At 72.0% G+C, this 23,571-nt stretch carries 14 protein-coding genes; 6 read left to right on the top strand and 8 right to left on the bottom strand.

The window, feature by feature from the left end; all coding sequences use genetic code 11:
* Window positions 1–34 precede the first annotated feature (34 nt).
* From AB0J53_RS17945 to AB0J53_RS17955, 3 genes are all read right to left on the bottom strand, one after another.
* The gene (locus AB0J53_RS17945; RefSeq protein ID WP_364173268.1) at window positions 35–2,182 is read right to left on the bottom strand and encodes a serine/threonine protein kinase; all 2,148 of its coding nucleotides are present in this window, start codon (window positions 2,180–2,182) and stop codon (window positions 35–37) included.
* 143 nt (window positions 2,183–2,325) lie between these two features.
* Window positions 2,326–3,474, bottom strand: a complete 1,149-nt coding sequence (locus AB0J53_RS17950; protein WP_219499875.1) for a S8 family serine peptidase — start codon at window positions 3,472–3,474, stop codon at window positions 2,326–2,328.
* Window positions 3,475–3,540: 66 nt separating this feature from the next.
* On the bottom strand, window positions 3,541–3,813 hold the full coding sequence (locus AB0J53_RS17955) for a WXG100 family type VII secretion target (protein WP_219499876.1): 273 nt from the start codon (window positions 3,811–3,813) through the stop codon (window positions 3,541–3,543).
* A 183-nt stretch (window positions 3,814–3,996) separates the two neighbouring features.
* Here AB0J53_RS17955 and AB0J53_RS17960 point away from each other — a divergent pair, with 183 nt between their 5' ends.
* From AB0J53_RS17960 to AB0J53_RS17970, 3 genes are all read left to right on the top strand, one after another.
* Window positions 3,997–5,742 (top strand): biotin carboxylase N-terminal domain-containing protein, encoded by a 1,746-nt coding sequence (locus AB0J53_RS17960; RefSeq protein WP_364173272.1) that lies wholly within the window; start codon window positions 3,997–3,999, stop codon window positions 5,740–5,742.
* Between the two features lie 168 nt (window positions 5,743–5,910).
* Entirely contained in the window at window positions 5,911–7,272 is a 1,362-nt protein-coding gene (locus tag AB0J53_RS17965) for a hypothetical protein (RefSeq protein WP_364173275.1), read from the top strand.
* A 102-nt stretch (window positions 7,273–7,374) separates the two neighbouring features.
* Window positions 7,375–8,817, top strand: a complete 1,443-nt coding sequence (locus AB0J53_RS17970; RefSeq protein ID WP_364173278.1) for a serine hydrolase domain-containing protein — start codon at window positions 7,375–7,377, stop codon at window positions 8,815–8,817.
* Window positions 8,818–9,029: 212 nt separating this feature from the next.
* Here AB0J53_RS17970 and AB0J53_RS17975 read toward each other — a convergent pair whose 3' ends face one another.
* From AB0J53_RS17975 to AB0J53_RS17985, 3 genes are all read right to left on the bottom strand, one after another.
* Window positions 9,030–10,034, bottom strand: coding sequence for a LacI family DNA-binding transcriptional regulator (locus AB0J53_RS17975; RefSeq protein WP_364173281.1), 1,005 nt, complete (start codon window positions 10,032–10,034; stop codon window positions 9,030–9,032).
* Entirely contained in the window at window positions 10,031–12,790 is a 2,760-nt protein-coding gene (locus AB0J53_RS17980; RefSeq protein ID WP_364173284.1) for a glycoside hydrolase family 3 C-terminal domain-containing protein, read from the bottom strand. Before AB0J53_RS17980 ends, AB0J53_RS17975 begins: the two co-directional genes overlap by 4 nt.
* A 105-nt stretch (window positions 12,791–12,895) precedes the next feature.
* Window positions 12,896–14,110, bottom strand: a complete 1,215-nt coding sequence (locus AB0J53_RS17985) for an ROK family transcriptional regulator (RefSeq protein WP_364173287.1) — start codon at window positions 14,108–14,110, stop codon at window positions 12,896–12,898.
* Between the two features lie 175 nt (window positions 14,111–14,285).
* Between AB0J53_RS17985 and AB0J53_RS17990 the strand changes: the two genes are divergently transcribed.
* The 3 genes from AB0J53_RS17990 to AB0J53_RS18000 are packed head-to-tail and all read left to right on the top strand — an operon-like array spanning window position 14,286 to window position 17,820.
* Entirely contained in the window at window positions 14,286–15,926 is a 1,641-nt protein-coding gene (locus AB0J53_RS17990; RefSeq protein ID WP_364173290.1) for an extracellular solute-binding protein, read from the top strand.
* Window positions 15,923–16,894: an ABC transporter permease subunit gene (locus AB0J53_RS17995; protein ID WP_364173293.1), complete on the top strand. Its 972-nt coding sequence runs from the start codon at window positions 15,923–15,925 to the stop codon at window positions 16,892–16,894. The genes AB0J53_RS17990 and AB0J53_RS17995 overlap by 4 nt, the downstream gene beginning before the upstream one ends.
* The gene (locus AB0J53_RS18000; protein WP_219499892.1) at window positions 16,891–17,820 is read left to right on the top strand and encodes a carbohydrate ABC transporter permease; all 930 of its coding nucleotides are present in this window, start codon (window positions 16,891–16,893) and stop codon (window positions 17,818–17,820) included. The genes AB0J53_RS17995 and AB0J53_RS18000 overlap by 4 nt, the downstream gene beginning before the upstream one ends.
* Before the next feature lie 41 nt (window positions 17,821–17,861).
* Here AB0J53_RS18000 and AB0J53_RS18005 read toward each other — a convergent pair whose 3' ends face one another.
* Together AB0J53_RS18005 and AB0J53_RS18010 are read right to left on the bottom strand one after the other, a co-directional pair.
* Complete coding sequence (locus AB0J53_RS18005) at window positions 17,862–20,513, bottom strand: cellulose binding domain-containing protein (RefSeq protein WP_364173298.1); 2,652 nt, start codon at window positions 20,511–20,513, stop codon at window positions 17,862–17,864.
* A gap of 161 nt (window positions 20,514–20,674) precedes the next feature.
* Window positions 20,675–23,548, bottom strand: coding sequence for a glycoside hydrolase family 3 C-terminal domain-containing protein (locus AB0J53_RS18010; RefSeq protein ID WP_364173301.1), 2,874 nt, complete (start codon window positions 23,546–23,548; stop codon window positions 20,675–20,677).
* Between the last annotated feature and the right edge of the window lie 23 nt (window positions 23,549–23,571).

Raw genomic sequence — 23,571 nt, forward strand, 5'->3', positions numbered from 1 at the left:
ACGTGATCGTCCGGGCCCTTTCGTCAAGGCGTCGTCAGCCGCAGTTGGCCCAGCCCGCGCTCGTCGAGCCGGAGCCCACGCTGCCGGAGTAGCGCACGCACTTCCCGGCGGCCGGCAGCTTCACCGGTCCCGCGTAGTACTCGAAGTTGCCCGAGTCGGTCTTGCTGGGGCCGTTCTGGACCTCCAGGGTGGCCCGCACCGGGGTGGCCTTGCCCACGTCCACCGTCTTCATGGTGACCACGCAGTTCTGGCCGGTGCTGTTGTTCCAGAGCTGGTACGTGGCGCCGCCGGAGAAGGAGCTGGAGCGCTGGACGACGAAGCCCGAGCCGCACACCTGGGTGGGCGTGTACGGGTTCTTCACCGGGGCCGCCTGCTTGGCCGTCGCCTTGGGCTGCGTCGGCGTGGGCTTGGGCTGGGTCGGGGTGGGCTTCGGCTGGGTGGGCGTCGGCTTCGGCTTGGTCGGCGTGGGCTTCGGCTCCGGGGCCTGCGTCGGCTTCTCCGTGGGCTTCTCGGAGGGCTTCTCCGTCGGCTTCTCGGAGGGCTTCTCCGTCGGCTGCTCCGAGGGCTGCTCGGTCGGCTTCTCGGAAGGCTTCTCCGTCGGCTGCTCGGAGGGCTGCTCCGTCGGCTTCTCCGTCTTGGTGACGGTCGCCGTCGGCTGCGGCTTCTTCTTCCTCTTGGTCGGCGTCGGCTCGGCCGCGGCGGTCGGGGCCGCCGTCGGCTGCTGCGTGACCGTGGGCACCACGACCGGCTGCGTCGGCATCGCCGTCGGCGTCGTCGGCACCGAGGTCAGCTCGGGCACGCCCGCGGTGGTCGTCGGCCACTCGGTCGGCAGCACCAGCGGGGCCACCCCGGCCTCGTCCACGTCGGGCGTGGCGCCCCACGGCACGGTGACCGTCGGCTGCGGCTGCTGCGGGACCGGGCCGCCGTCAGGCGCGGTCCCCTGCGGAACCGGGGCCGCGGACGCGCTGTTGGGCACCGGGATGCCGTCGGCGTTCGCCTGGGCGGCCACGGTGGTGCCGACCTGCTGGTACTCGACGTACCGGTTGGCGCCCCACAGGCCGATCGCGGAGACGAGCGCGACCGCGCCCACCCCGGCGACCAGGCCCATCGGGAACTTCCTGCGCGGCCCCTGCGAGCCCCTGGGCTGCACGGCCTCCAGCCGGATCTGCTGCGGCTGGGGCGGCTGCTGCGGCTGACCGCCCGGCTCGGGCGGGCCCCACATCGGCTCCGCCTGCTGCGGGACGCCCGGCACGGGCGAGCCCTGCATCGGGGGCACCTGCATGGGCGGGCCCTGCACCGGCTGGCCGGGGCCGCCCTGCGGGGGCACCATCGGCTGCATGCCCGGGAGCGGCACGGCCGGGATCGGGACGCCCTGGAGCGCCACGCCGGGAACGGGCACGCCCTCGATGGCGGTCTGGTCCGGCGCCTGCTGGCGGCCCGCGCCGGGGTCGCCGAGCACCTGCATGAGCGCGCTGTACGTGGTCGGCCGCTGGCTGACGTCCTTGGCCAGCGCCGACAGCAGGACGCGGCGCAGCGCCTCGTCCCCGACGCCCACCTCGGGCTCGCCGGTCAGCACGGCGTCGCGGTCGGCGAACGGCGGCTTGCCGGTGGCCGCGAACGTCATCGTCGCGGCCCAGGCGAACACGTCGGCGTACGGCCCGTACTGCAGGCCGGTGAGCTGCTCGGGGGCCTGGTAGCCGGGCTCGCCCACGGGGTCGCCGACGGTCACGTCGGTCACCCTCGGCCCCTCGGCGGCGAGGATCACGTTGTGCGGCGTGAGCGAGCGGTGGGTCAGGCCCGCCAGGTGCACGGCCGACAGCGCGGTCAGCACGCCGACGGCCACCCGCTCCAGCGCGTCGCCGGCCAGCGGCCCGTCGGCCTCGACGGCCTCGGCCAGGCTCTTGCCCTCGACGTGCTCGCGGACGACGTACGGGCGGTCCGCCAGGTAACCGGCGTCGAGCACCCGCGCCACGTACGAGCTGGAGACCCGCTGGGCGGCCAGGTAGGGCGCGAGGGCGTCGGGTGCCGGTTCGGGCACGCCGGGGAGCAGCTTGATGGCCCGGATGGGGGCGTCATCGGATTCCCGCCCGAGGAAGGTCTCCCCGCGCGGCCCCTCTCCCAGCAGCCCGAGGATGCTGTAATCACCGATCCGCTCGGGATCACCAGGGCGCAATGGGTGCATGCCCAAACCTTTCCACGGCAAAAAGCAAGATCTAGTTATATTCAACCAGATTGGTCACATACGCCACATAGGTTTCGGGCCGTACCCAACAATTCATGGTCTTGTTTCCTTGCTGACGCAGTAGGAGCCGCGGCGGGCCGGCGTCAGTCGGTACGGCCGGGACGCCAGCCCCTGCGGCGGCCCATCGGGACGAGCGCCCGCGCGACCGCGACGAGCAGCACGAGACCCAGCGCCGACGCCGCGACGATCAGCCCGAGGCTCCGCGCCGCGTGGTCGACGGGCGGCACCGCGGCCACCGCGCCCGGCGGGAGCGGCGCGGGCGGCGGCGGCGCCACCACGGGCGCGTTGGCCGGCTCGAACGGCAGCACGGCGCTGACCGCCTGCATGGGGTTGACCATCCCCGCCGTCGTGGTGCCCGTGCCCAGGTCGGCCGTGGCGATGACGCGCCGCCGCACCTGGTCCTGGTCGAGCGTCGGGAACCTGGCCCGCACCAGCGCCACCACCCCCGCCACGTACGGCACCGCGTAGCTGGTGCCCTCCAGCTCCAGGTTGTAGGCCTTGCCCGGCCAGGTGGAGGTGATGCTCTCGCCCGGACCCAGCACGGAGACCGGCGTCTTGTCGTTGGAGAACTCCGACAGCGCCCCCGACTGCCCGGCCGCGCCCACGGCCAGCACGCCCTCGTACGACGCCGGATAGGCCGGGATCGGGGTGCCGTCCTCGGCCCGCTTGTTGCCGGCCGCCGCCACGATCACCACGTCCTTGGCCAGCGCGTACGCCACCGCGTCCCGCAGCGCGGGGAAGTCGGTGGTGGCCGAGGAGATGTTGATGACGTCGGCGCCCTCGTCGGCGGCCGACCTGATCGCCTTGACCATCAGGTCGGGGTCGCCGTCGCGCTCGGTGTTGGTCTGCTTGTACGACAGCAGCTGCGCGGCCGGCGCCATGCCGTGGAAGGGCACGCCCTCGACGTACACGGCGCCGATGATGCCCGCGACCGCGGTGCCGTGCCCGATGCAGTCGCGGATGCCGGTGTTGGTGAGGTCGGCCCGGCCCGCCAGGCGGAGCTGCGGATGGTTCAGCTCGACGCCGCTGTCGATGATCGCCACCCGGACGCCCGCGCCGGTCGACAGCGGCCACACGCGCTTGGGGTCGAGCCGCTTCTGCGCCCAGGGCTCGGCGCCGGGAAGCTGCTGGGTGCCCCGCTTCGGCCGGCACTCGTCGGCGGTCGCCGCCGCCGCGGGCGCCACGCCGAGCTGAAGGGCCAGCAGGCAGGCCAGAAAGGCGCGGGCAATCATGTCCGAAAAGAGTAGCCTGCCCTGTCGATCAGGCAGAAGCCCCGGCCCGGACCGGGGCTCCCCCCGTCAGCGGGTCGCCGACTCGATGTTGCCCCGGTAGGTGTTGATGACCCGGGACGCCTCGTTGAGCTCTTCGGACATGCGCTGGAAGGCGGCACGGTAGTTCTGCCAGGCGCCCTGGAACCGCTGGGCGCCGGGGCCGGTCCAGGCGGTGCCGACCTTGGACGCCTCGCGGTCCAGCGCCGTCATCGTGGCGCGGACGGCCTCCGCCTGCTGCGTGAACTGGGTGGCCATGGCCTGCATTTCCGCAGGATCGCCACCGAGCATGCTCTGGCTCATGCGTACCTCCTGGATCGACATGAAAGCGCCCTCACCATAGACGCGTGAATCGCTGATCGCCCCGGTTATGCCGAGCGGCTATGGTCGTCCGGAGGATTGTTCGGCCCGTCCGGGGCAGCGGGGGTCCGTCCGGGATGGGCGCTTTAAACTCCGATGAGTACGAGCCAGGAAGGACGGACGTCGGTGCACAAGGTTCTGATCGCCAACCGCGGCGAGATCGCCGTACGAGTGGCACGGGCATGCAAGGACTCCGGCATCGGGAGCGTGGCCGTCTACGCCGACCAGGACCTCGACTCCCTGCACGTCAGGGTCGCCGACGAGGCCTACTCCCTGGGCAGCGCGTCCCCCGCCGAGACCTACCTCGACATCGGCAAGCTGCTGGCGGTCGCCGAGCGCTCCGGCGCCGACGCCGTGCACCCCGGCTACGGCTTCCTGGCCGAGAACGCCGACTTCGCCCAGGCGGTCATCGACGCCGGGCTCACCTGGATCGGGCCGCCGCCCGCCGCCATCGCCGCGCTCGGCGACAAGGTGCAGGCCAGGCACATCGCCCAGAAGGTCGGCGCGCCGCTCGTCGCCGGCACCAAGGACCCGGTCTCGGGGGCCGCCGAGGTCGTCGCGTTCGCCGAGGAGCACGGGCTGCCGATCGCCATCAAGGCCGCCTACGGCGGCGGCGGGCGCGGCATCAAGGTCGCCCGCCGCCTGGAGGAGGTGGCCGAGCTGTACGAGTCGGCCGTCCGCGAGGCCGTGGCGTCCTTCGGCCGGGGCGAGTGCTTCGTCGAGCGCTACCTCGACCGGCCGCGCCACGTCGAGACCCAGTGCCTGGCCGACCGCGAGGGCAACGTGGTCGTGGTCAGCACCCGCGACTGCTCGCTGCAGCGCCGCCACCAGAAGCTGGTGGAGGAGGCCCCCGCGCCGTTCCTCACCCAGGAGCAGGTCGACATCCTCTACTCCAGCTCCAAGGCCATCCTCAAGGAGGCCGGCTACGTCGGGGCCGGCACCTGCGAGTTCCTCGTCGGCGAGGACGGCACGATCTCGTTCCTGGAGGTCAACACCCGCCTCCAGGTCGAGCACCCGGTGTCGGAGGAGGTCGCGGGCGTCGACCTGGTGCGCGAGATGTTCCGCATCGCCGACGGCGAGCCGATCGGCTACGGCGACCCTGAGCTGCGCGGCCACTCCATCGAGTTCCGCGTCAACGCCGAGGACGCGGGCCGCAACTTCCTGCCGACTCCCGGCACGCTCACCGCGATGCGCGCGCCGTCGGGTCCCGGCGTACGGCTCGACTCCGGCTACGAGGCCGGGATGACCGTGCCCCAGACGTTCGACTCGCTGGTGGCCAAGCTGATCGTGACCGGCCGCACCCGCCGGGAGGCGCTGGAGCGCGCGCGCCGGGCGCTGGCCGAGTTCGAGATCGACGGGATGCCGACCGTGCTGCCGTTCCACCGGGCGGTCGTGACCGACCCGGCCTTCACGGGCGAGCCGTTCGCCGTCCACACCCGGTGGATCGAGACCGAGTTCGACAACACGATCCCGCCCTACGCCGGCGCCCCCGAGACGGCCGAGCCGGTGTCGCGGGAGACGGTGACGGTCGAGGTCGGCGGCAAGCGCCTGGAGGTCGTGCTGCCTGCCGGGCTCGGCGCGGGCGCCGCTACGCCCTCGGCGAACAAGAAGCCCAGGCGGGCCGGGGGCGGCGCCCGCACGGCCGCCACCGGCGGCGACTCCCTCGTCACGCCGATGCAGGGCACGATCGTCAAGGTCGTGGCCGCCGACGGCGACACCGTGGCCGAGGGCGACACCGTGGTGGTGCTGGAGGCCATGAAGATGGAGCAGCCGCTGACCGCGCACAAATCCGGCGTCATCACCGGGCTCTCCGCCGCCGTCGGCCAGACGATCACCTCCGGGGCCGTGATCTGCGAGATCAAGGACGCCTGAGCGTCACCGGCGCCGAGATCGAGGGCAAAGATTCGCGGCGCGGGCGTCCGGACCCGCCAGGATGCCCGCACCGGGGCGCGCCCGGAGCGCGCCGGGCGGGTAACGTGCGCAGTGAGGAACTTTGCCGACCGCCCGTTCGTCCTCATGGGCGAAGGAGGCTTGCTGCCAATGACCCATTCGCTGCGCCGTGCAGGGGCCGCGATCGCGGCTCTGATCGCCGGTCTACTCGTTGTTCTCGCGCTGTCCCCTGCCGCCAACGCGGCCGCCGCGCCCCCTGACGCCCAATCCGTGCTGGCCCACTGGAAGGACCAGAAAGATCCGCTCTTCGTGCAGTCCGGCTCACCGCTGACCTCCGACGAGCAGTCGGCGATCCGCGAAGCGCTGAAGGACTCCAAGAGCAGCATCTACGTGGCCGCCCTGCCCGACGGCACGCTGGCCTCCAACGCCGCCGCCGGTCCTTACCTGAAGCAGCTCGGCGAGGCCGTGTCCGCGGCCAAGAGCGGCGAGGTGACGATCGCGGTGCTCGACGGCAAGTCGCTGTTCGCCGCGTCCAACTTCAGCCGCTACACCGGGCAGGCCGCCAACCTGTCCACCCGCAACCACGACAACCTGTCCGACGGCATGAAGGACTTCGTCGAGCGGGTCAACCTGCTGGCCACCAACAAGCGCTCCTCCGCGCTCACCTCCGGCCCGGTCGGCGGCAGCGGCGGCGGCACCGGCGTGCTCGCCACGCTGGGCGTGCTCGCGCTCGCCGGCGGCGGCGGCTACTTCCTCTACTCGCGCAACAAGAAGAAGAAGCAGGCCATCCAGGACGCCAAGGACCTGGCCGCGGTCAAGCAGACCGTCGAGGAGGACGTCACCAAGCTCGGCGAGGAGATCACCGCGCTCGACACCGACGTCACGCTCGCCGGCCAGGGCGGCAGCCACATCCAGGAGTGGCAGCAGGCTCTCGACTCCTACGAGAAGGCCAAGACGCAGCTCAACGCGGTGGAGCGACCCGACCAGGTGCGCGAGGTGACCCAGACGCTGGAGGACGGCCGCTACGCGCTGGCCGTGGTGAAGGCCCGGGTCAACAACCAGCCGGTGCCCGAGCGCCGGGCGCCCTGCTTCTTCAACCCGCAGCACGGCCCGTCGGTGCGCGACGTGCGCTGGGCGCCGCAGGGCGGGGTGGCGCGTGACGTGCCCGCCTGCGCCGCCGACGCCGAGGCCGTCGAGCGCGGCTTCGACCCGCAGATGCGCGAGGTCATGGTCAACGGCCAGCGCCGCCCCTACTACGACGCGGGCCCGGCCTACCAGCCCTACGCCTACGGCTACTACGGCGGCTTCGGCGACATCATGACCGGCATGTTCATCGGCACGATGATGGGCAGCATGATGGGCGGCTGGGGCATGGGCGGCTACGGCGCCGGCTATGCCGAGGGCATGTCCGACGCGGGTGGCGGCGACTTCGGCGGCGACATGGGCGGTGGCGGCTGGGGCGACTTCGGCGGAGACTTCGGTGGCGGAGACTTCGGCGGAGGCGACTGGTAACAGCCCGCACGACCCTTTCCGGGCGCGTCCCCTTCGGGGGGCGCGCCCTTCGCGTTTCCGGCGCCTTCGCACCGAACTTCGAAATTACGTATTATCGGAAATATGAAGCGAGTAGCTGTCCTCTCCGCCCTGGTCGTGGCCGCGCTCGCCCTGCTCATCGCCCCCCGCCCGCCCGCCCTGAGCCCCGCCACGACCGGCGACGCCGCCCTCGCCCAGCAGGTACGCCGCGCCGCCGGCGACGCCGGGTACCAGGGCCTGTCGGTGGCCCTGATCGAGAACGGCCGCGTCCGCCACGCCGGAGTCGGCGACACCGGCGGCCCCGATCCCCGCCCCGTCGGCCCCGGCACCGCCTACGAGCTGGGCTCCATCACCAAGACCATGACCGGGATGCTGCTCGCCGACCTCGGCCTCTCCCCCGACACCCCCGTCCGCGACCTGCTGCCCGCCGTCCCGTTCTCCGACCCCGCCGTCGGCTCCGCCACCCTCGCCGAGCTGTCCTCCCACCGCGCCGGAGTGCCCAGCGTGCGCACCACCCCGGCCGGCTTCCTCCGCTCCTACCTGTACGTCTTCGGCGGCGCCGACCCCTACGCGGCCGCCGGGCCCCAGCAGGCACTCGCCGACGCCGCCGCCGTCTCCGCCTCCGGCCGGGGCAAGGTGTCCTACTCCAACCTCGGCGTCTCACTCCTCGGCCTCGCCCTCGCCGAACACGCCCGCACCGACTACGAGACGCTGCTGCGCGACCGGCTCCTCCGGCCGCTCGGCATGACCTCCACCGTCGTCCTCCATCCCGGCGAACCGCTCCCCGCCGGGCACGCGCACGGCCGGAGCCAGTACGGCCAGCCCATGGACCCCTGGCGCGACCACGGCCACGCCGGCGCGGGCGGAGCCGTCTGGTCCACCTCCCACGACATCGCCCGCCTCGTCCAGGCCGTCATGGCGGGCACCGCCCCCGGCGCCGACGCCGCCAAGCCCCGCTTCCCCGCAGGCGAGCACCGGCGCATCGGCTACGGCTGGTTCACCACCGCCTACGGCGACCGCCAGATCACCTGGCACAACGGCGCCACCGGCGGGCACAGCACCTACGCGGGCTTCGACCCCGCGAGCGGGCGCGGCGTGGTCGTCCTCGGCAACACCAGCAAGGACGTCGACGACCTCGGCCGGCGCCTCCTCGGCGTCACCCCGCCCGACGGCGGCGACGGGCCCCCGATCCGCGAACTCCTCTTCGCCCTCACCTTCCCCTTCATCGGGCTCGGGCTGCTCTACTCCGCCTTCCGCAACCCCGCCCTCGACCGGGTCTCCGCCGTCAGCCGCGTCCTCTGGGCGGCCCTGTTCCTCTGGCTCGGCCACCGCGCCGGCGCCTGGGGTCCCGTCCCCCCGTTCGCCTGGGCCCTCGGCGCCGCCACCCTCGCCGCCGCCACGGCCGCCACCCTCACCCGCTGGCCCACCCTGCCCCTCGCCTCCCGGCCCCCCGCCTGGCACACCTGGCTGTCCCCAGCGGTGCCCGCCGTGTTGCTGGGAGCTTTCGGGGCCTTCTTGATCCTTTGACGGCCCCACGACGAGCCGGCAGACCCGACGACGGCGCACGCCTTCGCAGGAAGCAACCCCACCGCCTCCCCGAAGCCCACGCCCCTGAGAAGGCGAGGTCCCGCTGCAGCGGGCGTCTCTTCGGGGAGGGAGGCGGCTCGGGGCAGCCGCCGCCCTCCCTGGAAAGGCCGCGCCCGCTACGGCGGGCGTCTCAAAGGGAGGGGGCCTGGGGCCTAGGTGCTGGCGCGGAGGGCCAGGTGTGGGGGGAGGAGGGTGGCCTGGGGGGCGGGCTTGCCGGCGAGTTTGTCCATGACGAGGCGCACCGCTTCGCGGCCGACCTCCTCGGCGGGGATGAGGACGGAGGTGAGCGGCGGGCTGGCGCGTTCGGCGACGTCGTCGGGGCAGATGGCGACCACGGCGACGTCGTGGGGGACGCGTTTGCCGAGCTGGCGCAGGGCGCTGAGGACGTGGCCGACGGCGGCTTCGTTGTGGACGACGAGGCCGGAGAGGCCGGGCCGGTCGGTCAGGAGCGTGCGGACGGTCTCGTACACCTCGTCGAAGGTCTCCTCGCAGGGCAGGGCGACGCCGGTGACGTGGTGGACGGTGAGAGCGGCGAGGAAGCCTTCGCGGGTGCGGCGGGCGAAGCCGGTGCCGCGTTCGTAGACGACGGCGGGGGCGCCGAGGAGGGCGATCTCGGTGTGGCCGCGTTCGGCGAGGTGGGCGACGCAGCGTTCGCCGGCGGCGGCGAAGTCGAGGTCGACGCAGGTGAGGCCGGCGGGTGAGGCGGGGAAGCCGATGAGGACGCTGGGTTCGGCGAGGTCGCGCAGGAGGGGGACGCGGCGGTCGTCGAGTTCGACGTCCATGAGGACGAAGGCGTCGACGAGGGCGCTGGCGGCGACGCGGCGGATGCCGTCGGTGCCTTCGTCGGCGGTGAGGAGGAGCACGTCGTGGTCGTAGCCGCGGGCGGCGGTGACGACGGTGCTGGCGAAGCGCATGAGGACGGGCACGTGCATGCCGGCGCGCAGGGGCAGGACGAGGGCGATGACGTTGGCGCGTTTGCTGGCGAGGGCGCGGGCGCCGGCGTGGGGGTGGTAGCCGAGGGCGTTGATGCTGTCGAGGACGCGGCGCCGGGTGTCGGCGGAGATGGTGCGTTTGCCGCTGAGCACGTAGGAGACGGTGCTGACGGCCACGCCGGCGTGCCGGGCGACTTCGGCGATCGTGACCGTGCGCCCGCTCAAGCGCCGGCTCCGAGGTCGAGCTGGGCCAGCGTGATGCCGTCGTTCTCGAACACGACATAAAGATCGTGCACGCCGCGCACGCCCGCAAGGGAGGCGGCGATGGCGTGCTGGTCGTGGCGGCCGGTGCGGGGCACGGGGAAGGTGGCGAGGGACTTGCCGTAGAGGGGGTCGCCGAGGCGCAGGGTGATGACGCCGCCTTCGGTGCTGCCGGCGACGGCGAGGCAGGAGGCGGCGCCGGTGAGGTCGACCTGGCGGAAGAGGATCCAGGCGCCTTCGGTCTCGGCGCGTACGGCTTCGCCGTTCTCGCGGGCGGCGTCGGTGAAGGTGACGGCGTCGTAGGAGTCGTGGTCGACGGCGCGCAGGAGGCCGCGGCGGGGCGGGACGCTCTCGCCGGTGACCTCGAAGCGGGCGCTGAGCCGCAGGTCGGTGGCGCTGCGGCCGACCATGAGCTGGTGCGGGGCGGTCTCGACGACGAAGCGGCTGCGGGTGACGTCCCAGAAGGCGAGCTCGGTCACGGGCAGGGTGAGGCGGACGGTGCGGCTCTCGCCGGGGGCGAGGCGGACGCGTTCGAAGCCGCGCAGGCGGCGCAGCGGCTGCTTGACGCGGGAGCGCTGCTGGTGGGTGTAGAACTGGACGACTTCGGCGCCGGGCCGGTCGCCGGTGTTGGTCACGGTGACCTCGCCGGTCACCGTGTCTCCCGTCAGAGTCACGCGCAGGCCGCTGTAGTCGAAGGCGGCGTAGCTGAGGCCGTGGCCGAAGGGGTAGCGGGGGGTGCCGCGGAAGTAGAGGTAGGTGGCGTCGGCGGTGATGATGTCGTAGTCGAGCAGGTCGGGGAGCTCCTGTTCGGAGCGGTACCAGGTCTGGGTGAGCCGGCCTTCGGGGTCGGCGTCGCCGAAGATCACGTCGGCGAGGGCGTGGCCGTACTCCTGGCCGCCGTGGGCGGACCAGAGGACGGCGGGCAGCCCGGTGGCGGTCCAGGTGAGCGGGTAGCCGCTGGTGACGACCATGACGGTGCGCGGGTTGGCGGCGCGCACGGCTCGGACGACGGCGTCCTGGGCTGGGGCGAGGGCAAGGGTGGTGCGGTCCTCGGTCTCGCGGCCGTTGACGAGGGGGTGGTCGCCCACGACGACGACGGCCACGTCGGCGGCGGCGGCCAGGTCGGCGGCCTGCCGGGCGCCGTCCCTGATGACGTCCATGACGAGCCAGACGGCCTGGTCGGCGTCGTCGACGAGGCGCAGGGTGCCGTCGTCGGCGGCGCCGACGTAGCAGCCGGTGGAGATGTGGCGCAGGGCGAGCGAGCCGCGCGGGCGCTCCTCCATGCGGAACGTCTGGCGCACCTCCCACCCGTTGGGCCCCGGCTGGTCGTTGACGAGCACCCCGTCGGCCACGGACACGAACCGGCCGGTGGCCACGGCGCGCAGGGCGTAGGCGCCGCCGCCCCAGTCGAACACGTCGAACGTGTCGGCCTCCGCGCTGCCGAGGCTGAGCGGCCCGCCGGCGGGGTCGGCGGTCACGGGCCCGGCCTCGGCGGTGAGCGTGACCCGGTCGACGCCTTCGCAGAACACGGTCGTGCACCGTTCGGCGATCCCGCCTCGGGCGGTGACGGCGTACGGGAGGGTGCCGCTGTACCAGTCCTCCAGGACGGTGTCGCCGAGCTGCCCGATGACGGCGACGGTGGTGACGTCGCGCAGCGGCAGCAGCCCGTCGTTGTCGAGCAGCACGATCGAGCGCCGGGCCGCCTCGCGGGCGAGCTCCTGGTGCGCGGGGCAGTTGACGACCTCTTCGGTGATGTCGTCGTACGGGGTCGCGGGGTCGAACTCGCCGAGCCGGAACCGGATCGACAGGGCGTGCCGCACGGCGGTGTCGATGTCGTCCTCGGTGAGCAGCCCCTGGTCGAGGGCGTCGCGCAGGTGGCCGAGGGTGGCCTCGGCGCGGTCGTCGTCCTGGGTGAAGCTGTCGAGCCCGGCGCGGACGGCGTGCGCGTACGCCTCGGCGGGGGTGTCGTGGTAGCCCTGGAGGCCGTACAGGTTGCCGGGGGCGTAGGCGTCGCTGACGACGAGCAGGTCGTCGGGCGCCCAGGCGCGCAGCAGTTCGTTGATCAGCGGGCTGAGGTGGGCGGGGCGGCCGTTGACGAGGTTGTAGGAGGGCATGACGGCGACGGCGGCGCCCTGTTCGAGCGCGGGGCGGAAGGCGGGCAGCTCGTACTCGTGCAGCACGCGCGGCGGGAGGTTGCTGGAGGTCTCGCAGCGGTCGGTCTCGTTGTTGTAGGCGAGGAAGTGCTTGAGCGTGGGCGCCGTCTTCAGTACGGGAGCGCTCCCACGAAGGCCGTGGGCGTACGCCGCGCCCATGAGACCGGTCAGCCAGGGGTCCTCGGAGTAGCCCTCCTCGTTGCGCCCCCAGCGCGGGTCGCGCAGCGGGTTGACGACCGGGGCCCACACGTTGCGCCCGGCGCCGGTCGGGTCCTTGTGGTGGAAGGCCAGCACCTCGTCGCCGGTCGCCTCGCCGACCCGGCGGACCAGCTCCGGGTCCCAGGTCGAGGCCAGCCCGATCGCCTGCGGGAACACGGTGGCGGGCCCGAGCCAGGCCAGGCCGTGCAGCGCCTCGGTGCCGGTGCGGAACCGGCCGACGCCCAGCCGCTCGACGGGCGCCTGGTACTGGTGCAGCAGGCCCACCTTCTCGGCCAGAGTGAGCCTGCTCGACAGGTCGGCGATCCGGTCGGGGAGGGGGAGCTCGGGGTCGCGGAAGGGTTCGTGCATGGCCATCCTCTGAGGGGGTGTCGAAGCGCTTCGATGACCGGCCGGGGGCGTTTCGGAGATGTTTCGTGGAGTTTCATGAAGGGTGCACGTCGCCGCGAACCCGGGTCAAGAGTTTCGCGAGATTCCTCCGGGCAATCTTCCCGAATCCACCGAGTCGAGCACGCGGGCGGCGCCGCCCAGCGCGGCGGCGTCGTGCCCGAGCGTCGAGGCCACCACCCGCACGCCGCCGGCCTGCGGCGCGATGGCCCGGTCGGCGACCTCGGCGTGCACGGCGGGCAGCAGCCACGGCGCGAGCGGCACGTAGTAGCCGCCGAGGATGACGACCTCCGGGTTGAGCAGGTTGGCGATGATCGACACGCCCCGGCCGAGCCCGGCGCCGACGGAGGCGAGCAGGGTCAGCGTGCTGTCGTCGCCCGCGCGGGCCGAGCGCACGACCTCCTCGATCTCCACCTCGATCTCGGCCGGTGAGGGGTCCAGCCGGCGCAGCACGGCGCCGATGCCGGCCACCGCCTCCAGGCAGCCGCGCCGCCCGCAGCGGCACTCCGGGCCGTCCGGGTCGAGCTGGACGTGGCCGAGCTCGCCGCTGTAGCCGAGCGCGCCGCGCCGCAGCCGCCCGTCGAGGATGACGCCCGCGCCGACGCCGATCTCGCCGGTCAGGTAGATCAGGTCGGCGGCCCCGGCGTGGGCGCCGAACCGCTGCTCGGCCAGGGCCGCCAGGTTGGCGTCGTTGTCGACCTGGATGGCGAACCCGGGATCGCGCAGCGCCTTGGCCAGGTCGCCGCCGATGTCGGCGTCGTACCAGCCGAGGTTGGGCGCGATGCGCACGGTGCCCTGCACGTCGACGAGGCCGGGCAGGCCGACGGCGAGTCCGAGGACCTGCCGCTCCTCCTTGGCCATCCGGTTGACCACCCGCCGGACGATCGCGGCGACGGCGGCCACGCCCTGGTTGACCGAGTCACCGGCGCCGAACGAGCGCCGCCAGGTGAGCAGCCGCTCCCCGGCCAGCCCGGTGGCCACGGCGGTGACGTAGTCGACGTTGATCTCGACGCCGATCGCGGCGTAGGGCGAGCCGTCGAGCACGAGCATCGTGGCGGGCCTGCCCACGCGGTTCTCCGTCAGGCCGGTCTCGCGCACCAGCCGCCGGTCGATGAGGTCGGCGACCAGGCTGGACACGGTGGCCTTGTTCAGCCCCGTCGACGCCGCGATGTCGGCCCGGGAGCACGGCGCGTGCTCGCGCACGAAGCGCAGCACGACCGCGAGGTTGGTGGCCCGGACGTCCGCGAAGTCGGCCGGCTGCGGGCCGGTCGTGGATGTGATCAATATCAGCCCCGTTCCCGCCGAGAAGTGACCCCAGCATGCCGCATCGCGGGCTCCCTTCACCAACCTGTGACCGTGACGCTCCCTTGTGGGTACGGTCACAGTCTACTAATTTGTTTGGTCGAAATACCAACTAATTTTCTCGAGGCCATCCCCCACTCAGAGAAGGGACCGAGCCATGTCACCTCAGACGACCCGTCGCGGGTTTCTCGGCCTGGTAGGTGCGGGCGTCCTGGCGGCGACCACCGGCTGCGCGGAGAAGCGCGAGCTGTCCAAAGGCACGGCCGTGGCCGCGGACAAGCTCAAGAGCCTGGTGCCGAACCGGATCCCGTTCGAGATCCCCGGTCTCACGCCCGACCTGCCCGGCTCCGAGTTCGTCTACCCGGGCTTCGTCACCCGGCCGGCCCAGATGGTGCGGGCGGTCACGGCCAAGCCGCTGACCAGCGGCAAGGAGGTGACGGCGATGACGCCGCTGTGGGGCACGGTCCCTCCGGGGCTCGGCGACAACTCCTACTACGAGACCGTCAACGAACGGCTCGGCGGCACCGTCCGGTTCAACATCTCCGACGGCAACACGTACGTACAGAAATTGAACACCCTCCTGGCCAGCGGCGACGTCCCCGACATGATGCAGATCCCCGGCTGGAACCTCATCACGATCGCGCACTTCACCGAGGCCGCCAACAAGCTCTTCGCCGACCTGTCGCCCTACCTGGCCGGGAACAAGGCCAAGGAGTTCCCGCTGCTGGCCAACTACGACACCGCCGCCTGGCACTACGGCGTGTTCGGCGGCGTCCTCCAGGGCATCCCGTGGCAGAACGACCCGTACGCGCTCGCCACGTTCGTCCGCCAGGACATCCTCGACGAGCTCGGCCTGGCACAGCCCAAGAGCGCCGACGACCTGCTCGTGCTCGGCAAGGAGCTGACCGACCCGAAGAAGAAGCGCTGGGCGTTCGGCGCCGTCGACCAGGAGATCCAGCGCGCCTTCAACTCCCCGCGCGAGTGGCGCAACGTCGGCGGCAAGCTGCTCTACAAGTACGAGACCGACGAGTTCGCCGCCTCGGTCGAGTTCGTCACCAAGCTCTTCGAGAGCGGCTGGGTGCACCCGGACGTCGTGGCCAACAAGGACGCCGACCAGAAGGCGCCCTTCGGCAGCGGCCAGCTCGTCATCTACAAGGACGGCCCCGGCTCCTGGCACGAGGCGCTGGGCCGCTTCCTGCCGGACAACCCCAAGTTCGACATGCGGGCGGTCGCCCCCTACCCGGCCAAGCCGGGCGGCAAGGTCATGGTGTGGCGCAACGAGCCCGCCGGCATGTTCACCTTCATCAAGAAGGGCCTCGGCGACGCGCGCACCCGCGAGCTGCTCGCGCTGGCCAACTGGTGCTCGGCGCCGTTCGGCACGCAGGAGTACGAGCTGGTCAACAACGGCGTCGAGGGCAAGCACTACGACGTCAAGGACGGCAAGGTCGCGCCCACCGCGCTCGGGCGCAAGGAGGTCGCGCCCACCTACCTGTTCCTGTCGGGCCGGCCCGGCGCCACCTCGCAGAGCCAGTACCCCGGCTACGTCCAGGCGATGTGGGAGTGGCAGAGCGCCGCCTCCAAGCACCTGGAGAACGACCCGTTCGTCGGCATCCGCGTCGAGGTGCCGTCGAAGATGGCCGCGCTCGCGCAGCCGACCGAGGACAAGCTCAACGAGATCTACCGGGGCAAGCGGCCGGTCTCCGAGTGGAAGCAGATCGTGAAGGAATGGCAGGACCAGGGCGGCAACGAGGCCAGGGAGTTCTACAGCAAGGTCGCCCGGGAGAACGGCAGGCTGTGATCTCCGCGACCGCCGCCACGCCGCGCCGGGGGCGGGCCGCCAAGCCCGGCAAGGAGCTGACCTGGCGGGCCAAGCTGCGCAGGGACTGGCCGCTGGTCCTGATGAACCTGCCGATGCTGCTGGTCGTCCTGGCCTTCTGGTGGATCCCGGCGCTCGGCAACGTCATCGCCTTCCAGGACTACAACCCCTACACCGACGGCATCCTGGGCAGCCCGGTCATCGGGTTCACGAACTTCGCGCTGCTCTTCGAGGATCCGCAGTTCCTGCGCGCGATGGTGAACACGCTGGCGATCACCGCGTTCCAGCTCGTGTTCTACTTCCCGGTGCCGATCATGCTGGCGCTGCTGCTCAACAGCGTGGTCTCGGCCCGGCTGCGGGCGTTCGTGCAGGGTGTCGTCTACATGCCGTACTTCTTCTCCTGGGTGCTGGTCGTGGCCATCTTCCAGCAGATGTTCGGCGGGGCCGGGCTGCTGTCGCAGCTCCTGCGCGAGCGGGGCCACGAGGGCGTCGACTGGATGACGAACTCCGACACGTTCATCCTGCTGCTGACGTCCCAGACGATCTGGAAGGACGCGGGCTGGGGCGCGATCATCTTCCTGGCCGCGCTCAGCACGATCAGCCCGAGCCTGTACGAGGCCGCGGCGGTCGACGGCGCCAAGCGGTGGCGCCGGATGTGGCACATCACGCTGCCCGGCCTGCGCCCGGTCATCATCCTGCTGCTGATCCTGCGCCTGGGCGACGCGCTGAACGTCGGGTTCGAGCAGTTCATGCTGCAGCGCAGCGCCGTCGGGAGCGAGGCGTCGGAGGTGTTCGACACCTTCGTCTACTGGTCCGGCCTGCGCACCGGCGACCTCGGATACGGCGCGGCCGCCGGGTTGTTCAAGGGACTGGTCGGGCTGCTGCTGATCCTGGCGGCGAACCGGGTGGCCCACGCGTTCGGCGAGCGAGGGGTGTATTCGAAGTCATGACGCTCTTGGCGACGAGGCGGGGCAGGAAGCCCGCCGGGCTGGCGGCGTGGGAGGAGGCGCCCTCCCCCGCGGGCCGGGTCGGCAAGGGCACGCTGCTCACGCTGATCGTGCTGGCCGTGCTGTTCCCGCTCTACACGATCGTGCTGACGAGCCTGAGCTCGGCGGCGACCGTGAACCGGGTGGGCGGGCTGGTCCTGGTGCCCGAAGGCATCCATTTCGACGCCTATATCCAAATATTTTCGGACTCGGTGGTCAGCCGGGCCGTCCTGGTGAGCACGCTCGTGACCGTCGGCGGCACCGCCATCAGCCTGGGCGTCAGCGTGCTGGGCGCGTACTCGCTGTCGCGGCCCGGCTCGTTCGCGCACCGGCCGCTGCTGTTCAGCGTGCTGCTGATGTTCGTGTTCTTCCCCGGCATCATCCCCGTCTACCTGATGGTCAGCGGGCTCGGGCTGAAGGACAGCTACTGGTCGCTCATCCTGCCGACTGCCGTGTCCGCGTTCAACGTCGTGGTGCTGCGGGCGTTCTTCATGAACATCCCCGGCGAGATCATGGACAGCGCGCGGATCGACGGGGCCGGCGAGTTCCGCATCCTGTGGCGGATCGTGCTGCCCATGTCCAAGGCGGTCACGGCGGTCGTCGGCCTGTTCTACGCGGTCGGCTACTGGAACGCCTGGTTCAACGCGATGCTCTACATCGACGACACGCGCAAGTGGCCGCTGGCGCTCATCCTGCGGCAGTACGTGGTCGACTCCAACCCGCTGCCCACCGCGACGCTGGGCGTGAGCGGCATGGGGCACGACGCTCCCCCGACGCTGGCGATCAAGATGGCGATCGTGGTGATCGCGGTGGTCCCGGCACTGGTCATCTACCCGTTCGTGCAGCGCCACTTCACCAAGGGCGTGATCGTGGGGGCGATCAAGGGCTGAGGGCGAGGGGGCGGCCCGGGCGCCGCCCCCTCGCGCTCAGGTCAGCTCGCCGCGCAGGTGAGCGTGGCCGGCGGGGTGTTGCTCCCGGAGTGGCCGCCGGTGAAGCCGAACGACGTGCTCGCGCCCGGCTGGACGGCGCCGTTGTAACCGGCGTCGGTCACGCTCACCGCGGCGCCCGTCTGGGTGTGGGAGCCGTTCCAGAGCTGGGTGATGCGCTGGTCGCCGGGGAACGTCCAGGTGACCTTCCAGCCGGAGACGGCCGAGGCGCCGGTGTTCTTGACCGTCACGCCCGCCTGGAAGCCGCCCGGCCACTGGTTGCCGGGCTGGTAGGTGGCGGTGCACGCCTTGTCGGTGGTCGGGGTGACCGTGGCCGTGGGGGTGACCGTGGCCGTCGGGGTGATCGTCGGCTCGGGGCCGGTGCGGTCGCCGTAGATGATGCCCCGGCCGTTGGTGCCCAGGTAGACGCGCCCGTACACGCGCGGGTCGCCCGTCAGGGCCTCGCCCATGTTGCCCCACTGGTGCTCGTCGTCGTTGATGCGCACCCAGGACGAGCCCGCGTCGTCGGACCGGTAGAGCCCCGTGACGCCGCCGACGGTCGCCACCGCGTACAGGGCCTGGTAGGTGGCGCCGGGCGCGGCCTTGCCGAAGCCGACGTTCACCGCCGACGTGATGCCGGGCAGCTTGGTGAACGAGGCGCCGCTGTCGGTCGAGTGGAACAGGCCCGTCCCGCCGGCGAGCCAGACGTCGCCCTCCCTGCCCGGCAGCGCCTTGAAATGGGTGTTGCCCTCGGCGGGCAGCCCGGTCGCGGCCGTGGCGGTGAAGCTCGCGCCGCCGTCGGTGCTGACGTAGAAGCGGCCGGCGCTGAAGCCGTAGAACTTCATCGGGTTCACCCGGTCCGACTCGACGATCGCGCCCGTGGGCAGGCCACGCGCCTGCTGCCAGGAGGTGCCGTAGCCGACGGAGTAGTGCGGGGCGACGCCCTTGGGCGCCCACACGAACCGGGAGCCGTCGGCCGCCGCCGCGACCGTGCCGCCCTCGTCGATCCCGCCCGGCTCGCCGCCCTGGAACCAGTTCGCGCCGCCGTCGGTCGAGAAGGCGACGTGGCTGTCGTTCGGCCGGTCGGCGTCGGTGAAGTTGCCGGCCCTGACCATGACGGCCGGGTTCTTCTCGGCGTAGTCGAGGCTGGTGGTCGAGGTGAACCCGGGCGAGGAGAACATCATCGGCGGCACCGCGTCCAGGTCCGTGTGGCGGAAGCCGCCGATGTCGCCCAGCGCGCTGACCAGCGGCGCGCCGGTCGGCGGGCTGACCAGGTCGAGGACCGCGGTCTCCTCCAGGCCCCGGACCATCGGCCTGATCGTGAACTGGCCGCCGGAGTCCCACCGGGTGAGGTCCTCGGTGCCGTAGATGGTCGCGCCGGTGCCGTACATCATCCTGTCGGAGTCGAACGGGTCGATCTCCAGCGATTCGGTCATCCAGCCGAGCTTGGGCGTGACCTCCGGCGGCTGCGGGTTGGTGCCGAACGTCAGCCACGGCACCTCGGCGATGTCCATCTTGTAGCGGAAACTACGGTTCGGGTACGAGGTCCAGTCCCATACGCGGGTCCAGGTGGCGCCCGAGTCGGTGGACCTGAAGAAGATCACGTCGGGCCACCAGGAGATCTGCGTGGCGACCATGAGCGTGCCCGGGTTCTGCCGGTCGAGGGTGAGGCCGCTGTAGCCGAAGTAGTCGTCGGCGCTCTCCGACGGCACCGGGCTGACCTGCGTCCACGTGCCGGTCGCGGTCGCGTACCGCCACACGTCGCCCTTGGCGCCGTCGTACGGGCCGCCGGTGTCGCTGGTGGCGATGAACAGGTGGCCGTTCTCGGTGTCGAGCACGCCCTTGTGCGCGATGTAGCCGGTCGGCTGCCCGGCCAGCCGCTCCCAGGTGGCCCCGGCGTCGGTGGTGCGGTAGACGGTGTTGTCCTTGTCGGCGACGCCCACGTAGATCGTCCGGGTGGCGCTGCCCGGCGACGAGGAGCGCGGGTCGTAGGTCACCCAGACGACGCCGGGCCGGTGGCTGAGATAGCCGTTGGGGTCGTCCGGGTCCTGGGCGTAATCGCCGGGGTTGGGGAAGCTTGCCACCTTCGCCCAGGTCGCGCCGTGGTCGGTGCTGCGCCACAGGCCGTTGCCGTTGGGCGTGCCGAGGTACAGGACACTGTTCTTGTTCGGGTCGACGGCCAGCGCCTCGCCCATGCCCCGGCCCGGCATGTTGCCGCCGAGCTTGAACGGCAGCTCGGCGGCCTGCCAGGAGTCGCCCTTGTCGGTGGAGCGGAGGACGGCCCCGTTGCCGGGGTCCCAGTCGTTGGTGTACATGCCGACGGCGGCGTAGACCCGGTCGGTGTCGACCGGGTCGGCGGCCATGCTGACCACGCCGTTCCAGCCCCACCTGTCCCAGCCGACCCAGTCGAGCAGCGGCTTCCACGACCTGGTGGACTGGTTCCAGCGGTAGGCGCCGCCGATGTCGGTGCGGGCGTAGATCAGGTCGCGTTCGCCGGGGTTGAACAGGACGCCGGGCACGAACCCGCCGCCGTCGATCCTGACGTTCTTGTAGGTGTACGGGTCCGCCGACACGGCGGAGACCGGCGCCATCCGGACCACCGCCGTGACCATCAGCACGGCGGTGATCGCGATCAGGCTGAGCAATGCCTTTCGCATGAGCGGCTCTCCCTTTCCGGGCACGCCGGAAGCGCACCCGAGGACGAACAGACAGAGCGCCATGCACGAACCAGGTTGCAGGACCCTGACCGTCGCCGCGCCTCGCGCGCATGAGCTACCACAGAGGCTCACACAGGCGGCGATCGAGGTCAATAGTTTGGTTAATCAACGAACTTAAACGTCACGTCCCGCAATCGGATGTCCCCCTTGAACACCAGGTACAGATCGCCCTTCCCCGTCTTGAGCGACGCCGTGGCCGTGCCCCACGCGTACACGCCGCCCGTCGCCGGGACCGTGACGGTGGCGAGCAGGGCGCCGGCCGGGGAGCCGCGCCGCACCTCGATCGAGCCGCCCGCGACCGACGCGACGCCGGCCGTCAGCGCGCCCCCGTACACGGCGTCGGTGAAGGAGATCCAGTCGCCGGAGGAGCCCGCGACGACATCACCGGCGACCTTGTTCTCGTCGGCGAACGCGACGCCCGAGTAGTCGTCGAAGTTCATCGCCCGGGTCGTCCGCGACAGGTCCCTCGGCGGGATCGTCTCCCCCTTGACGCGCAGCGTGGCCCGCTGGCGGATCCGGTCGGACGAGGAGCCGACCAGCACGTCGTGGGTGGCGGACTCGACGGCCCACCGCTCCCGCGTGTGATCCCACACGGCCAGGTCCGCCCGCGCGAGCCGGAAGGTGACGGTACGCGACTCGCCCGGCGCCAGCGCGATCCGCTCGAAGCCGCGCAGCCGCTTGACCGGCTGGTCGAACCGCGACACGCGCTGGCGGGTGTAGAGCTGGACGACCTCCTCGCCCGCCACGTCGCCGGTGTTGGTGACCTTGACGCTCACCTCGTCACCGCGCACCCGCAGCCCCTGGTAGCCGAACGTGGTGTAGCTGAGGCCGTGGCCGAACGGGTAGAGCTCGCCGCCCCGGTGATACAGGTACGTCATGCCGGTCTTGGCCAGGTCGTAGTCCAGGATGCTCGGCAGGTCGTCGGTGGCGTACCAGGTCTGGGTGAGCCGCCCGGCCGGGTTGACGTCGCCGAAGAGCACGTCGGCCACGGCGTGCCCGGTCTCGGCGCCGGCGTGCGTGGTCCACAGCAGCGTCGGGGCGTCCACGATCACCGGGTAGCTGGTCTCCAGCACCACGACCGTCCTCGGGTTGGCCGCGCGCACCGCCTTGACGAGCCGGAGCTGCCCCTCGCCGAGCCGGAGGTCGTCACGGTCGTGGAACTCGCGGCCGTGCACCCACGGGTGGCTGCCGACGACCACCACGGCCACGTCGGCCTTGCGGGCCCGCTCGGCGGCCTCGGCGACGCCGTCGGAGACGACCTCCTTGGCGAAGCGCGCCGCCTGCGCCTTGGGGGCCAGGCCGAGCGTCCCGTCGGCGTTGACGGTCACGTACGGGTCGCGCAGCCCGTACCAGCTCTCCACGCTCTCGAACCCGGCGTAACGGACGAGATGGCTGCCGTCGGCCTGCTTCTCCAGCGCGAACTGCTGCTGGACGTACCAGCCGTTGGGCTCGTCGTCGTCGGTGTCGAGCGAGCGCCAGTTGCCGCCGAGCAGCTTGCCGTTGCCGGCGTTGCGCAGCGTGGAGACGCCGCTCACCCAGTCGGTGAGGTCCCACTGCGAGGCGGCCGTGGGCGTGGTGTCGGCCAGCGCGGTGTTGCCCGCCGTCGCGGTGACGTACTTGCCGGAGCCGAGGTGCTTCAGGGCGATCCGCTCCAGGCCCTGGGCGGTGGTCACGTCCTTGACGCGCTCCTTGATCCCGTCGAGCGGCGTCACCTGGTACGGCATGCTGCCCGCGTACCAGTCGCCGTACAGCTTGCCGGCCAGCGGGCCCACCACGGCCGCCGAGCCGGGGTCGCGCAGCGGCAGCACGCCGGAGTTGCGCAGGAGCACCGCCGCCTTGCCCGCGGCCTCCCGGTTCAGCCGCCGGTGCTCGGCGCTGTCGATCACCTCGGGACCGATGTCCCGGTACGGGCCGCCGTCCGGGTCGAAGTGGCCGAGCCGGAACCGCACCGACAGCGCGTGCCCCACCGCCCGGTCCACGTCGGCCTCGGTGATGAGGCCCCGCTCCAGCGCGATCGTCAGGTTCTCGACCAGCGGCCCGGAGTCGGCGCCGTCGATGGTGAAGCTGTCCTGGCCCGACTTGAGCACGGCGGCGAACGCCTCCGGCTTGTCGTCGAAGTACTTCTCCGGGTCGGTGAGCGCGTGCGGCCCCCACGCGTCGCTCACGTTGTAGAGCGTCCGGTCCGTCCAGGAGCGGACGACCTCGTCCAGGTCCCGGTTGACGTGGTTGGGGCGGCCGTTGACCAGGTTGTAGGAGGCCATCACGCCGGTCGCGGCGTCGGCCGAGATCGCCTGCCTGAACGGCTGCTCGTAGTACTCACGCTTGAGCCGGGGCGTCAGGTTGGACGAGGTCAGGCTGCGGTCGGTCTCGTTGTTGTAGCCCAGGTAGTGCTTCAGCACGGGCGCGGTCTTGAGGTAGAACGGGTCGTCACCCTGGAGGCCCTTGCCGTAGGCGGTGGCCATCGTGCCGCTGAGCAGCGGGTCCTCCGAGTAGCCCTCCTCGTTGCGGCCGGCGCGCGGGTCGCGCAGCGGGTCCACGACGGGCGCCCACAGTTGCAGCCCCCACAGGACCGGGTCGAGCGCGTTGTGGCCGCGCGCCTCGTCGCCCACGGCGTCGCCGACCCGCTTGACCAGCGCCGGGTCCCAGGTGCTGGCCAGGCCCACGGCCTGCGGGAACACGGTCCCGCTGGCGAGCTTCATGTTCCAGTTGTCGTCGCGGTGGTTGGACCAGGCGACGCCGTGCAGCGCCTCGGTCCCGTTCTTGTGGTACGGGATGCCCAGCCTGGGGATGGCCGGCTGCGACTGGTGCAGCATGCCGAGCTTCTCCGGCAGCGTGAGCCGGCCGAGCAGGTCGGCCACCCGCTGCTCCAGCGGCAGCCCCGGGTCGCGGAAGGCGGGCTCGGCCGTCGCGTGCGCGGCCGGCGCGGTGAGCAGCGAGGCGGCCAGCACGGCCGCGGTGAGTAACCGTAAGGACATGGGGGGTGTCTCCTCGGGAAAGG

This window comes from Nonomuraea sp. NPDC049725, from assembly GCF_040674795.1.
GTDB classification, from domain to species: Bacteria; Actinomycetota; Actinomycetes; order Streptosporangiales; family Streptosporangiaceae; genus Nonomuraea; species Nonomuraea ceibae.